Annotated in this window: 14 protein-coding genes; 2 read left to right on the top strand and 12 right to left on the bottom strand. The window is 33.8% G+C overall.

Translation table 11 applies throughout. The annotated features are described in order from the left end of the window. Positions 1 to 55: 55 nt before the first annotated feature. Positions 56 to 1,693, bottom strand: coding sequence for a VWA domain-containing protein (locus IPK14_00865; protein MBK7991993.1), 1,638 nt, complete (start codon positions 1,691 to 1,693; stop codon positions 56 to 58). After that, positions 1,680 to 2,993 carry a zinc ribbon domain-containing protein gene (locus IPK14_00860; protein ID MBK7991992.1) on the bottom strand — a complete coding sequence of 438 codons (1,314 nt, stop codon included), beginning with the start codon at positions 2,991 to 2,993 and terminating at the stop codon, positions 1,680 to 1,682. The genes IPK14_00865 and IPK14_00860 overlap by 14 nt, the downstream gene beginning before the upstream one ends. 172 nt (positions 2,994 to 3,165) lie before the next feature. Between IPK14_00860 and IPK14_00855 the strand changes: the two genes are divergently transcribed. Beyond that, the gene (locus tag IPK14_00855) at positions 3,166 to 4,560 is read left to right on the top strand and encodes a hypothetical protein (protein ID MBK7991991.1); all 1,395 of its coding nucleotides are present in this window, start codon (positions 3,166 to 3,168) and stop codon (positions 4,558 to 4,560) included. Here the strand turns inward: IPK14_00855 and IPK14_00850 are convergent. The 10 genes from IPK14_00850 to IPK14_00805 form a co-directional block, all read right to left on the bottom strand. Further along, positions 4,557 to 5,081, bottom strand: a complete 525-nt coding sequence (locus tag IPK14_00850) for a MerR family transcriptional regulator (GenBank protein ID MBK7991990.1) — start codon at positions 5,079 to 5,081, stop codon at positions 4,557 to 4,559. The genes IPK14_00855 and IPK14_00850 overlap by 4 nt on opposite strands. A gap of 183 nt (positions 5,082 to 5,264) precedes the next feature. Beyond that, entirely contained in the window at positions 5,265 to 5,945 is a 681-nt protein-coding gene (locus IPK14_00845; GenBank protein ID MBK7991989.1) for a hypothetical protein, read from the bottom strand. A 257-nt stretch (positions 5,946 to 6,202) separates the two neighbouring features. Next, positions 6,203 to 8,152 (bottom strand): type I pullulanase, encoded by a 1,950-nt coding sequence (pulA, locus tag IPK14_00840; protein ID MBK7991988.1) that lies wholly within the window; start codon positions 8,150 to 8,152, stop codon positions 6,203 to 6,205. A 6-nt stretch (positions 8,153 to 8,158) separates the two neighbouring features. Beyond that, on the bottom strand, positions 8,159 to 9,160 hold the full coding sequence (locus IPK14_00835; protein MBK7991987.1) for a BMP family ABC transporter substrate-binding protein: 1,002 nt from the start codon (positions 9,158 to 9,160) through the stop codon (positions 8,159 to 8,161). Positions 9,161 to 9,163: 3 nt separating this feature from the next. Beyond that, positions 9,164 to 10,087 (bottom strand): CAP domain-containing protein, encoded by a 924-nt coding sequence (locus tag IPK14_00830; protein MBK7991986.1) that lies wholly within the window; start codon positions 10,085 to 10,087, stop codon positions 9,164 to 9,166. Further along, positions 10,077 to 10,475, bottom strand: coding sequence for a hypothetical protein (locus IPK14_00825; GenBank protein MBK7991985.1), 399 nt, complete (start codon positions 10,473 to 10,475; stop codon positions 10,077 to 10,079). Before IPK14_00825 ends, IPK14_00830 begins: the two co-directional genes overlap by 11 nt. A gap of 203 nt (positions 10,476 to 10,678) precedes the next feature. After that, positions 10,679 to 11,470: a dienelactone hydrolase family protein gene (locus IPK14_00820; GenBank protein ID MBK7991984.1), complete on the bottom strand. Its 792-nt coding sequence runs from the start codon at positions 11,468 to 11,470 to the stop codon at positions 10,679 to 10,681. A 28-nt stretch (positions 11,471 to 11,498) separates the two neighbouring features. Next, entirely contained in the window at positions 11,499 to 12,110 is a 612-nt protein-coding gene (locus IPK14_00815) for a cupin domain-containing protein (protein ID MBK7991983.1), read from the bottom strand. Beyond that, positions 12,107 to 12,730, bottom strand: a complete 624-nt coding sequence (locus tag IPK14_00810) for a sigma-70 family RNA polymerase sigma factor (protein MBK7991982.1) — start codon at positions 12,728 to 12,730, stop codon at positions 12,107 to 12,109. The genes IPK14_00815 and IPK14_00810 overlap by 4 nt, the downstream gene beginning before the upstream one ends. Before the next feature lie 23 nt (positions 12,731 to 12,753). Further along, positions 12,754 to 13,275 (bottom strand): FKBP-type peptidyl-prolyl cis-trans isomerase, encoded by a 522-nt coding sequence (locus IPK14_00805; protein MBK7991981.1) that lies wholly within the window; start codon positions 13,273 to 13,275, stop codon positions 12,754 to 12,756. Positions 13,276 to 13,427: 152 nt separating this feature from the next. Here IPK14_00805 and IPK14_00800 point away from each other — a divergent pair, with 152 nt between their 5' ends. Further along, positions 13,428 to 13,853 (top strand): DUF420 domain-containing protein, encoded by a 426-nt coding sequence (locus IPK14_00800; GenBank protein MBK7991980.1) that lies wholly within the window; start codon positions 13,428 to 13,430, stop codon positions 13,851 to 13,853.

The raw sequence follows: 13,853 nt of genomic DNA, 5'->3' as shown, positions 1-13,853 counted from the left end.
TAAAATTTAGGCACTTATAATATAATACATAATTGTTTATAACAAGTAATTATAATTAAATAGACTCTTCTCTTCTTGGTGTAGGCCGTTTAGTACGAATATATAAACGATAAGCAATATCGCTATCTTCTGCCTCGGCACGGGCTAAAGCAACATTACTCCCTAATACATTATCAGACACTCGCTTAAATTCATTTCGATTAGGGAAAAACTTCCAATCTGTTCCCCAACCTCTACAAAGACGGCCTAAATTTTCTCCTGAATCGGATTTAATGCGAACTTCACCTTTACGGCGCATACTATAGCGTTTATAAAATTCAAAGCTATCATCAAAACTAACATAGTAATTTTGTGGCAAGAAAAACCAAATAATAAAGGCAATAAGTCCAGTTAATAAGAGTGCGCCAACTAATAAAAATAATAATAAGCGTCCGCCACTATTACGCACAGTAGGATTAATTTCCATGCGTAGTTCATCCATATTAATTTTTTCTGGGCGAAAAATCTCTGGTATATCTTGAGTTCCAAAGGCTTTTTGCATTGTAGGAGGAACTTCTAGTTTTAATTGGACATCATCAACTTTTGCCCATAAGACACCATGCATTGGGAAAGTTTCGTCAAAAATATCTGCTAAAAGTGTAGCAAATTTATTACGTGATGGACTAACAGTTACTTGAGGAGTAGTAAACTTAACGTTAAAGCTATATTGTGATTTAGCACGAATATTATTAATTTCATAAGGTTGTTCTGGAGAAAATTGGAATTTATCCCCAGGTATTAAACTAATACTAGCTCTTTCTGGTTTTAAGTCATCAGCACGTAAATTTAATTTAGCAGAAGTAATAGTATGGTAATGAAAATAAGATTTTATTACTAAATCAACACTACCTGTTAATGGCGAGTCTTCATCAATTGCATCTAGCTTTAATTGTTCTTTTAAGGATAGCTCTAAGGTATTACGGTTAAGGGGTTTCATTTGAAAAGCATCTTGACCCATAAGATCAACCATTGTTTTTGTCCCAACATATTTTTCATCCCATTCTTTTAATTCTGGTAAAGAAAAAGGCTCTTTATCTCCTAGCACAATACCATAAATCATTAACGTAGATTTACTATTAATAGGATCTCGTAAAAGAGGATAGGCATAAACCATTTGAACACGAGGATCTGTAGCTAGAAGACTATAAAATTCCCTTGTATCAGCCGCTTCATTACTTGCACCACTATCAGCAATATTATCTGTAAGTAGCCAAACAACAGCCTTTTTGTCATTTATTTTGGCTAATAGCTCTCTTAGTGCGTCAGGCATACGGGTAAAGCCTGTATCTTGTGGAGATTGTGAGCCAACAACATCTAGTTTTCCAACAGGAGGAAAAACACTTTCCCAATTAATATCTCCAACTGGAGTAAGAGGCAGTACTGTATTAGTTACACGGTTAAAAGTAATTATTGATATAGAGTCATCTGATTTAGAGGTTGCAGCAATATAATCACGAATAAAAGCTTGAAATTCCGCTCGTTGATAATAAAACTTTGCACCTGCACGCGGCGAAGGATAACCATCATACATACTAGCTGAGTTATCAAATAAATAATAAACCTCAGTAGCATTAGCAGTAATTAGATTTAGGTGTAAACACAGAGCAAAAAACACAAAAAACAAAGATATTTTTAATAATTTAGTTAAAATCAAAGCGGCAAACCTCCCCATTTTCCGACAATGTATAAAGCGAATTGCCTGAGACAAAAGCATCATAAACCCTAGAGTCGTCTATACTTGCATCTTCGGTTCCCCAACGTTCTAAAGGTTGTGCAGAGTTAAGCATCAGTAATTTCCCTGTACGATGTATAGCTAATAAATTACCTTGAGGATCAACAAATAAATGTGTAGGGTCAATATCTTGACCAATATTAAGTAATTCTCCAGTTTGATAATCAAAGAAAAGCAGTGATTGATGTACCGCCACAACAATTTTATCTTTTGTAACAACTAAGCAGTGCGCTCCTCGACTAACTTGGTTAATTTTACGTTGTCGAGTAACTTCGCCTTGTTGCAAGATAAGTTCAACTAAACGAAAATCCTCTGTTACTGCATAAAGTCTTTCATTAATCATTACTGGACGAACAAAAAAATAAAAAGGTGAGTAATTAATAGGTTTTAATAGCAAATTGTTTTCTTGTCGAGTTAAAGACAAAATTCTACCTAAGCCTGTTTGTAGATCTTTTGCCCAATAATAATGACCATTTGAATCTAAAGCACCTATAGGAAGAAATTCTGTTTCATTAGAAAGTATTTTTGGAGTTATTGGAATTTTACCTAGAATTACTTCATAAGAGAGTCTAGCTAAAGCATATTGTCTATTTTCCATTAATTTAATAGGTAGTTCAACACAATTAATTCGGCAAGTAATATCACTACTAAAAACTGCTTGCCAATTTTCTGGTAAAGTAATTTCCTCGCGATTTTGTAACCAGCGATTTTCATTAGGATGAATAGAGAAACTTAGAAATTTTTTTAGTCCAAACAAAATCAATCGATCACGAAAAATTACTGGTGAGGTAATAGGCTCAAGATATTTAATAGCTGTTTGGAGTTCATCAACATTTAGTCTTCCTGTATTTATTTGATCTAAAGTTAGCTGTTTTGCCTTATTAGATATAATTCTTAAGCTATTATTACTAGTCAATACCCAAAGTTTTGCTTGAGAAGAAATTAACGAAAAAGAGTCGCTACGCTCATTAAGAGCAAGTTTTAAGCTAGATAAAATGGCTTTTTTATTATTATTAAAAATACCTATGGTTTCTTGGCTGCGTTTAGGAGCAGGCAAAACACTACCACAACGACGACAATAAAAACCATCAGCACGATTAAGCGTTATTTTTCTATTTTGCTGGCAACTACTACAAAGCTTTATAGAAATGCCACAATGATAGCAAAAGCCTTGGTTTGGTTCGCAAGCGTGACGACAATGATGATTTGGACAACGGTTCATAAATTAAAGCAACTCTTTTTTGGTTTTATTCTAATGCAAAACTATTGAATTTATTATGAGTTAAAGCTGGAAACATTTTCTAAAAAGTCAGCGTTTAGCCCGTTGGCATTTTAACACTTCTGCCAATATTAATAAAAAACGCAAATTAAGTGGATAAATATTTGAGGCTCTAATGAAAAAATTCTTCTATCTGTTGACAATAATCATTTTACTACAATTTTTCCCTAAACTTTTAATTGCTCAAGACCAAGTACAACAATCTAGGGAATTTGTAAAGGCTGCTCTAAAACTATATCAAGAAAAAAACTATCCGGCTTATTTAGAAAATATGGAAAAAGCCAACAAACTTCGTCCTAATCATCCAGAATTAACCTATAACTATGCTGGAGCATTAGCATTAACAGGTAAAAAAGAACTAGCCTTAAAAGAACTTAATAAATTTGCTGATTTTGGTGTAATTGCTAACCCACTAGCAGATGAAGATTTTAGCTCAATCAAAGACTCTAAAGAATTTCAAGAAATTATTAAAAAAATTGAAAAAAATAGTCTTCCTATTGGGGAAGTAGAAACTATAGCCAGCTTACCAGAAAAAGACTTAATTACAGAAGGCTTAGCCTATGACAGTCAAGAAGAAAAATTCTATGCAGGCAGTATAAGAAAAAGAAAAATCATAACTATCGATAAAAATGGGAAGGTTAGTGATTTTACTAGTAGTCAACAAGATGGGCTTTGGGGTGTTTTTGGTATGCAAATAGACCCTAAACGCCGTGTTCTTTGGGTTGCAACATCTTCACTTCCAGAAATAGCTGATTTTCGTAAAGAAGAAGACTCTCAAGCAGCTATTTTTCAATATGACCTAAAAACTAAAAAATTACTTAAAAAATTCTCTTTATCAGACAATAAAAAACATATTTTTGGAGATTTAACGCTTAATTCCAAAGGAGATGTATTTATTACTGATAGTATCTCACCTAATATTTATTACATTTCTGCTACAGGACACATAATAGAGACTCTTGCTAATGGCCCTTTTGTTTCTTTACAAGGGATTAGCCTTTCTGAAGATGGAAATCATCTCTTTGTTTCTGATTATTCTCAGGGAATTTTTGAAGTTGACTTAAAAAATAAAAACAAAATAACAAAGCTTGAAAGCCCTGCTAATGCTACTTTGCTAGGTATTGATGGGATTTATTTTTACCAAAATTCTTTGATAGCAGTTCAAAATGGAATTAATCCAAGACGAGTAATTAAATTATCCTTAAGCAATAATTTTGATAAGATAGAAAACTTTACTACCCTAGCAGCTAACAAAAACCTGATGCCTGATCCAACCTTAGCAACAATTATTAATAATAATTTTTACTTTTTTGCTAATGCACAATGGAATAATTTTGATCGTTCAGGAAATATTTTACCACTAGAAAAATTTGTTGAACCAACACTTGTTAAAATCAAATTAGGCAATACAACCAACAAAAATAGCACTACAAAAGCATCATTTAAGGTTGTTAGAGAAAAACTTAAACCTCTTCCACCGCCAATGATAATGTTAAATATGGCTTTTTAGTTTTTTGGCTCTTTTTCTAACGAAATATTAGATAAAGCGGATAAAGTGGTTTTAATTTTTTCCATCAATGAATCCAGGTTTTGAGAAGTTGTCCAACCATCTTCCGCTAATATTTTTAGCCCTGGTTCAATATTTACTTCTTGCCAGCGTACTAAATGTATTGTAACAGGGCGTTTAGCTTGTTCTTTAGCAATATTGGTTAATATTGCTATTAATTCATTTTCACTACATCCATAAAGTTTAGCTTGTATTTCAGAAAGAGGAAGCGAAAGCCCTTGTAGGGCTTTAATTGCTCCTATTTGCAATAAATGTCTTTTTCCATAATAAGCTTGCCTTCCTATTAAATTAGGCCGATCTAGAAGTCCTAAACTTGTATAATAGCGAATCGTCCGGGCATCTGGTGCGGCAGAAACTCGGTTATCTTGCTGAGCATCAAGTAAACCATTATCAGCTAATAACTTAGTTACTGCTTGTAAGAGTTCTGCTAAAGAATATTTTTGATCTTTATCTTCTAAAATCATAGCAGCATTGTAGATATTTACTGTAATGCTGTCAAGTTAGAAAATTTTAAATTTACTTATAAGAATTTTTCTTATAACTTATTGTTTATAATCAGGATAGCAAATTAAAAATGCCCCTATAAAAGGGGCATAGATTATTGATTTTATGCTTTTTGGTATTTAATAAGTTATAAAAAATTATACTTAAGAAATTTCTGAGCGATCAACTTCATCTTCTTCTAATTCAGAATCTCCAAGAGGCTCTAAATCAGCCGGGCCTTCTGTCCAATCACCTTCTAAAGGTTCTGCATCTTCTACTACTTCTTCTTCTAATGGATTAACTTCTATATCTGAAGATTGTTCATCACTAATTAAAACATTTTGTTTTACAACTCGATCCCAACGTGGGGAATCTTTACTAGCACGAGATACGCTAGCAGCTTTAGGTAAAGCTTCTTTTTTAGTGAAAAGAAACTTAGAAAACTGTGCTAACATTTCTACTACTTTATCTCTGCTAATTAGTTCTACCATAAAGAAAAAGTAACGTAAGCTAATTTTAGATACTTCATCTTGAGTAGAGCTTTCTATTTTATTTTTAATGGTTGTATATGATTCTTGAGATTGAACTGCTTCACGAACAGAAGCAACATTGTTCATTAGCTCATAAATTTGAATATTCCGAGTAGTTTGACCACCACTAGCAGTAGAAAAAATAGTAGCAAATAGCCCACGAAAAATTTCTTCTGCTTCTGCTCCAGGAGGGTCAACTTTAACCCTACGCAATTCTTCTTCAGACTCCGGCATATCAAATTCTAAGAAGCATACTTCTTGAGGGCCAAGTCGCACCTCAATTTCATAAGTCCCAGCAAATCCTCGCGCTGACAAGCAGACTCCTCCTTTGTTGTTTGTATTATTAAATAGGTGTTTAAGAAAACTTATTTATAAACTACTTTCGCAGGCCATTTCTACCATCTGTTTTAAGATCCGTCAAGAGAAGATTAGACGTTTTCTGCATTATTTATCAACATTTAACTAATTTTTACAAAATTTTGGCAAATTTATCTTTTTTATCACTAATTTTTTGTTGCTACTTAGAATAAGTAGGTTAAAAAAATTTTTGATGCCTAAATCAAATTTTAAAATCAACTACGTATTTCCGCTAGCACTGTAGCACTATATGGAGCAACTGTAGCTATTGTTTTGGTTAATTTAACTGATGAATGTTTTATTGGGTTTAAGCTAACTTGTTGGCTATCAACAAAAATTTGCCAATCTCCAAGTGGTAAAGGAAACTGTGCTTTTTTAGAACTAGCATTAAAAAGAACCAAGGCATGAAGCCAAGTGTCTTTTTCTGTAACATCTACTAAGAGATAAGCAATAGTATTTTCTGGTAAAGTTAATCTTAAATCTGTGTCTAAAAATTTAATTGCTGTTTTTATCTGTGTTTCTGTATTTAGCCTAAAAATTGGATGTGCCTTACGTAAAGCTATTAATCCTTGATAATACTCAAACAGATCACTATTAGCTAGTTTTTGCTCCCAGCGTAGCATATTTACTGAGTCAGGTTTGTTATAAGTGTTATCCATATATTTTTTAGAACGACCCCATTCTTGACCACTTTGAATAAAAGGTATTCCTTGACTAGTAAAAAGTATTGCTGCCCCTAGTTTGTTCATAGCCCGACGATCTTGATCGCTAATAGAGCTATCATCTAAGGTAGACAGTAGCAACCGATCTGCAAAAGTATGATTATCATGACATTCAAGATAATTAAGTGATTCCGTTGGGCTATGAGCAAAATCATCTATCGCACCTTTAATTCCCTGTTTAACACGCTCAATATTTGTTCCTGACTGAATAAAACCACGCTCACGAGCATGAAAAACGCTACCCTTTAGAGCATCTCGAAAATGATCATTAAAAACTGCAAAACCTAAATCTTTTTGTTTTCCTTTGTAAGTAATTTCTATTGGGCTATCTCCTCCGGCCCAGGGTTCACCATAAATTAACAAATTAGGATCTATTTCTCGTAACTCTTTTGTTAGTGATGTAATAGTTTCAAGATCAATAAGTCCTAATAAATCAAATCGAAAACCATCAACATGGTATTCTGTAACCCAGTATTTAACAGAATCAATAATAAATCGGCGTGCCATTGGTGCTTCTGATCGAAATTCATTTCCTACGCCAGAGCCATTCCAATAGCTTCCATCAGGTTTTCTACGATAATAATAACCTGGTACTAGTCCTTCAAAGCTATAAACTCTTTTACTGGCAATTTCAAATGTATGGTTATAAACCACATCTAAAACAACCCTAATACCTTGGCGATGTAGAGCATCTATCATTTGTTTAACTTCTGTAATACGTCTGCTGTCAAAACGTTCTGAGGCATACCATCCATCAGGACTATTAATATGAACGACATCATAACCCCAACCATATTGATCTAGACTTTCATTACTATGAAATTCTCCTATAGGCATTAACTGGACAGTGTTTATTCCAAGTTCAACTAAATGAGCAATTCCAGTGCTTATATCTACTCGATTTGATAAATGTGTATCACTTTCTGTAAAAGCTAAATATTTTCCTCGTTTTTGGATTCCGCAGTCAGGATCTATAGTAAAATCCCGAATATGTAGTTCATAAATAATTGCATCTTGATTAGAGAAATTTGGTCTTGGAGCAATAGGAAATTGATCACAAACAACTATTGCACGTCCGTCATGTGAGCTAACAGCACGGGCATAAGGGTCTATTAATTCCTGTTCAGGATGAAAGCCTTCATCCTCTCCAAATGCAGTTAAGGTATAGTAAAAGCCTAGACAATCAATATTTATAGTGACTTCCCAACTCCCATCTGTAGGGTTAAAAGTCATAGAAAAAATAGCAATTTTTGCGCCTGTAGGAGATTGATAAAGATTTAAGATAATTTGGCTAGCAGTAGGAGCAAAAACACGAAAAGTAGTAGCATCAGGAGTGTAAATAGCTCCTAAAGGTTGTGAGCAAAAAAACTTATCGGCTGGATGAGCAAGTTGTTTTAAGGCAAGAGGCCCGGTCTTAGTGCTAAACTTTGTCTGAATTTTCAAATTGTTCTACTTCTCCATAGCATTAGTAACTTTTATCTTACCATCAATAATTTCTTGTTTAGCTTGCTTAACTTTTTCAATTGTATCTAAAGGAATTAAAGCGCGGTTATGCTCATCAATTGCAAAATCTACACCTTCATTTTCTAGTCCATAAACGTGTATTCCGCTCTTAAAGCGTTTTTCTACTAAATCCTTAATGATGCTATAAACTGCAACATCTACCCGTTTTAGCATACTAGTTAGCACAAAGCCGGGCTTAATACCGTTTTGGTTAGAGTCTACGCCAATAGCAAGTTTTTTAGTTTCCTCTGCTGCATCAAAAACACCCATTCCAGAATTACCAGCAGCATGAAAAACTACATCGCATCCATTTTCATATTGATTTTTAGCTAGCTCTTTACCTTTAGATGGATTATTCCAAGCAGAATCAGTAATTCCCACATAATTTTCTGTTACTTTAATATCAGGGTTAACATATTTAGCACCCTCTTGATAGCCAACAGCAAATTTATGAATTAATGGAATATCCATTCCTCCAACAAAACCTATTTTTCCATTTTGGCTTTTACTTGCAGCTATCATTCCTACTAAAAACGACCCTTCATGCTCTTTAAATAGTAGCGGTGAGACATTAGGAAGCAAAACAAATCCATCAATAATAGCAAAATTAACATTTGGATAATCTTTTGCGACTTGTTCAATAATTGGAGATTGAGCAAACCCAACTGCAATTACTAGATCATATTTTAATTCTGCAAAGGCTCTTAGCGATGGTTCAATAGATGTTGGGTCGCCTGGTTCAGCATCCCGCAGTTTTATTCCCATTTCATCACGAGCGCGTTTTACACCTTCCCAGGCTGCTGCATTAAATGAACGATCATCTTTGCCACCAATATCATAAACAATTCCAACTCGAATTTTTCCTGGCTCTTCATCACGAGAAAAAACCCCTGTACAACCAGAAAAAACCAAAATTGTTAGTAAGAAAATTAAAATTACTTGTCGCATAAATTATTTAACTTCCACACAAATATTTGTTACGGGAAACTTGTTTAATTCTTCTTTTAACCAAACCGTTATTGTGTAAACACCTGTTTTATTTTTTTCAAAGCTAAATTGGCTGCTAAATTCACCGCTAGATTTTTGATAAACAACTTCACCTTTTGAGCCATCTTTATAAGTATACTGATTTAGCAACTTAGGTCTTAAAATTTTCTCTTCTTCAGGAAAAGAATAACTTCCCCGGCTATTAAGTTCATCCCTAGTTAAATTTACTGGTATTGGTTCATAAAAAATGCTAATTCCAGCAAGTTCATATATTTTGCTTTTAAGTATTCGTCCAACAATATTAACTGTATCACCCGGTTTAGCTTTGTTAGCAAATGTTTTTATTTCAACATAACGGGCAATAAACTCTTGAGCTAATCTAACTTGTGACTCACTAAAAGCTATTCCTACACCAACATGTGTGTGTTGAGGATGAATAATAGCTTGTCGATGACCATCATAAGGCGGTTTTTCATTAAACATACGAAGGTGCATTGCTGTCAAGACATTTATTAATTTTTCTTTGCTATTAAAGTAAGTTCCACCTTCAGTTAAAGAAAGATTTTCCATCAAAGCATCTTTGCCACCAGCATAAGAGTAACGCATATAAGGCTTTAATCCCTGACCATTCCAATGGCTAAAATAAAATTCTGAGATCATTTCTTGGCAATGTTTATCTCCAACCTGACTAGCTAGCTCATCAAGTTCAAGCGGCTTTAGTCCCTCGCTTTGTCGGCTTTCATTTATTAGTTTTAGCATTTCTTCTTTTAGTTCTTTGATTTCACTAGAAGAAATATTTATTTCCTGTGCCTTTAATTTAATGTTAGGAACAAGAAATAAAAGTAGTAATAAAATATTCCAAGTTAATAAGATTATTTTACTCTTCATTTTTTGCTTCTTGTCTAGCACTTGCTAGTGAATGACCTAAAACGCCAAAAGTAGTCAATATAATTGCTATTGATGAAAAAACTGCGCCCCATTTGCCCTTTTCCAGCCTCAAAGAAAAAGCAATTATAGACAAAACGGTTGCTATAAAAATAATAGCAGAGCTAACTAATTGTAAGTAATAAGCTTTGTTTTGATAAGTAACTAAATATCGACCTAATAATAAGTTACATAACCCAATAAACAAAATATAGATATGGTTGGCACGAAACATCATCCTAGTTGTTTCATTACCAGCATAAAGAGCAGGAAACTGCGTTCGCATATAAATTCCAGAAAGTAGAAAAACAAAAATTGTAATTGTAGCTACTAATAAATGTATCTTTTTCATACAACCTGCCAAATAATAGCCAAGCCCTAAAGGGCTTGGCTATTATCAAATGCTACTACGCAGCATTCAAGGTTTAATTTTCATTTCTTAAGCCCCAGCGGGGCTTTTGACAATAGACCTGCCCTTCAGAGCTAGGCTAAAGGCTATTGTCAGATGCTACTATGTAGCATTCAAGGTTTGATTTTTTAATTTCTAGAATAAGATTAGCATTTACTTTCTTTGTCTGTTGAAGTATCACCCAAGATATCGCCTTCAGCTAGTTTTCGCTTAAATAGCTCAAAAACCATTGCAAAGCATAGGTCTGCTGCTGCTGGGTCATAACGATAACCTTCATCCCGAATAAAAGCATGTGCTGCATTAAATTCATGCCATTGAAAATGTATATTGGCATCGCTCATTGCATTATAAATTAGCATTCGACCTTCACGAGGAACATGCGGGTCTTGTCGTCCCCAAATCATCAACATTTCCCCTTTAATTTCACCCATACGGTCAATTGTATTATCGTTTTGTCCTTTAGCTAAACTACGTTTATGAATATCTGTAGCATAAAAACAAACTCCAGCTAAAACATCTGCATTCATTGCTGCACGAAAAGATAAGTGTCCTCCAATGCAAATTCCCATAACTCCAAGTTTTCCAGTACAAGCAGGATGTGTTTTAAGATAATCTAATGCGGCTCGGGCATCACTATCATAACTTGCAAGCTCTTTAGTAATTTTATGGCTATTTCCTCTTGCCGCGCCAGCATCATCATAAGCTATTACTGTTCCAGGTGTGTCTTCTAGTTCATGAAATATTTCTGGAACGGCAACAATAAAGCCATTGCCAGCAAGCCGGGCCGCTGTACGGTGTATAGGGCCAGTTACTTGAAAAATCTCAGAAAATAAAACAATTCCTGGGTAGCGTCCCGTCGCTGCTGGACGAAAAATATGTGTCCGCATTGACCCAGCTAAAGTTTCTAAATCTACAAATTCATTATCTTTAATAATCATATTTTTTCCCTGTTCAAAATAATTTATTTTACTTATTAGGCATTTCACAAGCAATTTCACAATTTAACGGCATTATTACAAGTAGTTCTGTACCTTGATTAGTATAAGCAATAGCATGAGTGCTTCCAGCTTGCGCACAGTGATAATCACCAGGCCCGAGAGCAATTTCTGTTTCTTGACTATCACCTACATGAAAATCCCCAGAAATAACATAACACTCTTCTATAGATGTATGATAATGAAGCTCGGCTTTTGCTCCAGGAAGCATTTTCATTACACTAGTAATAGTTCCAGTTTGTAAATTACTAAAAAGTGTTTTACTAAATACACCAGCAGAAATTTCTTGCCATTCGCCTTCACTAGCTCTAACAGTAATAAAAGCTTCACTATTTTTATAAGAACTCTTATTAGACGATTTTTCTATGGTAGCAAGTATTAAACTTTTTACAGATGGTGCTGGTAAAATAGGTTTAGTGTTGTACGATAAAATACCACTTAAAATTTCTAACTCTAAAAAATCTCTTTTACATTCATCACAAAAAGACAAATGTTGATTTATTTGATTAGCTTCTTCTTCTGCCAACATACTAAAAGAATGTAGTGCAATAAGTTCTTTAATTTCATCCACGCAATGCTTCATACTTTATCCTCTATTAAAGGCTTAAGTAGTTCTCTGAGTTTATCAGTACCACTTCTAATACGTGTTTTAACTGTGCCAATAGGTTGATTAGTTTCTACGGCAATTTCCCGGTGACTAAAACCTCCATAATAAGCAAGCTCAATTACTTTCCTTTGCTCATCTGGTAGTTTTTTTAGGGCATTTTGTATGGATTTTTGTCTTTCATTATCAAAAAAACTTTCTTCTGGGGAAGGCTGTTTATTAAATACTGATATTAGGGTAAAACTATCTATTAATGAGATATCTTGAGTAACTAAATTTTTCCATTTATACCGACGTATTTCGTCAACAGCACGAGAACGAGCTAGGATAAATAGCCAAGTAATAGGTTTACCTCTTTGCTGATCATAGTTTTCTGCATTATGCCAAATATAAAGATAAGTATCAGAAAGAACTTCTTCAGCTATAGTAGGATCTTTAATTAACTGATAAATAATTCCATAAATTTGCGCACTAGTTAAATCATACAAACTACTTAAAGCAGCAGCATCTTTTTTTGCTATTTTTTCTAATAAATCAGCAACTACCTTGTAGTAATTTTCTGTTTTAGCAAAATTACTAGATTCTAAGTTTTCTTTCATGGAAAATATTCAGATTATTAAAGTTATTGTTTTATTTCTACAAGTTCAACAATAAAAATTAGTGTTGCATTAGGTGGTATCACTCCTCCTGCACCACGTTCACCATAGCCTAAGTTAGAAGGAATAACCAATATAGCTTGATCTCCTATACCTAATTTAGCAATTCCTTCGTCCCAACCCTTTATTACTTGTCCTACACCTAACTTAAAAGCTATAGGTTGATTGCGATCATGTGAGCTATCAAACTTAGTACCATCCGTTAATGTGCCAGTATAGTGTACTAACACGGTTTCGCCAATAGCCGCTTTACGGGCTTCTTTATCCTTTTGTTGGGTAATTATATATGTAAGTCCACTTTCAGTAGTTACCGCATTAGAATTTAAGTTTGCAGTGGTTGTTACAGGTGTTTTAGTTTTGCTTACAGATGGTTTAGCTGATTTGCTAGGTCGAGATCTTTTTCTTTTGCTAGTTTGACCATAGCCCAAAGAAACGCATACAAACATTAACAACATAGAAAGAATAATTAATTTTTTCGCTTTTTCCATTTATTGATTATTTAACCTCTTAAATAATTGTATTTTTAATAAACTGTTTGTGTTTAGCTTAAAAATAGCCAGTTAGTTTTGATTGAACTAAAAAACTAAGCTAAACTAGCAGAAAGAGACTTAAAAATTTTAGTAAAATGTTGTAAAAAAAGATGTTACCTATTTCTACACCTACATTTAATGCTATTCTTAATGCAACTAGCTCAATTTTTATGATTGCTGGTTATATTTTTATTCGTCGTAATAACAAAACAGCACATCGCAATTGTATGATAGGCGCGATGATGTCATCTAGTTTATTTTTAATCTCCTACTTAATTTATCACGCTTTTCATGGTTCTACTAAGTTTACTGGCGTAGGACTAGTCCGAAATATCTATTTAACAATCCTACTAACACACACTACTTTAGCTGTAGTAGTCTTACCTTTAGTTATAACTACTTTTTATCGTGGCTGGAAAAGCAATTTTCAACGTCATGTTCGCATAGCTCGTTGGACTTTTCCTATTTGGCTTTATGTATCTGTTACAGGAGTAATAGTTTACTTTATGCTCTATCATCTTTACCCAGCACGTTAA

The sequence above is a fragment of the Blastocatellia bacterium genome (assembly GCA_016713405.1).
Classification (GTDB): domain Bacteria; phylum Acidobacteriota; class Blastocatellia; order Chloracidobacteriales; family JADJPF01; genus JADJPF01.
Note: the sequence above shows the minus strand (reverse complement) of the source record. Positions and strands in the feature narration are given on the sequence as shown.

What these genes read in the sequence shown, in the direction of transcription:
- IPK14_00860 (MBK7991992.1), bottom strand. Translation starts at nt 2,993, where the DNA reads ATGAACCGTTGTCCAAATCATCATTGTCGTCACGCTTGCGAACCAAAC.
- IPK14_00855 (MBK7991991.1), top strand. Translation starts at nt 3,166, where the DNA reads ATGAAAAAATTCTTCTATCTGTTGACAATAATCATTTTACTACAATTT.
- IPK14_00850 (MBK7991990.1), bottom strand. Translation starts at nt 5,081, where the DNA reads ATGATTTTAGAAGATAAAGATCAAAAATATTCTTTAGCAGAACTCTTA.
- IPK14_00835 (MBK7991987.1), bottom strand. Translation starts at nt 9,160, where the DNA reads ATGCGACAAGTAATTTTAATTTTCTTACTAACAATTTTGGTTTTTTCT.
- IPK14_00830 (MBK7991986.1), bottom strand. Translation starts at nt 10,087, where the DNA reads ATGAAGAGTAAAATAATCTTATTAACTTGGAATATTTTATTACTACTT.
- IPK14_00825 (MBK7991985.1), bottom strand. Translation starts at nt 10,475, where the DNA reads ATGAAAAAGATACATTTATTAGTAGCTACAATTACAATTTTTGTTTTT.
- IPK14_00820 (MBK7991984.1), bottom strand. Translation starts at nt 11,470, where the DNA reads ATGATTATTAAAGATAATGAATTTGTAGATTTAGAAACTTTAGCTGGG.
- IPK14_00815 (MBK7991983.1), bottom strand. Translation starts at nt 12,110, where the DNA reads ATGAAGCATTGCGTGGATGAAATTAAAGAACTTATTGCACTACATTCT.
- IPK14_00810 (MBK7991982.1), bottom strand. Translation starts at nt 12,730, where the DNA reads ATGAAAGAAAACTTAGAATCTAGTAATTTTGCTAAAACAGAAAATTAC.
- IPK14_00805 (MBK7991981.1), bottom strand. Translation starts at nt 13,275, where the DNA reads ATGGAAAAAGCGAAAAAATTAATTATTCTTTCTATGTTGTTAATGTTT.
- IPK14_00800 (MBK7991980.1), top strand. Translation starts at nt 13,428, where the DNA reads ATGTTACCTATTTCTACACCTACATTTAATGCTATTCTTAATGCAACT.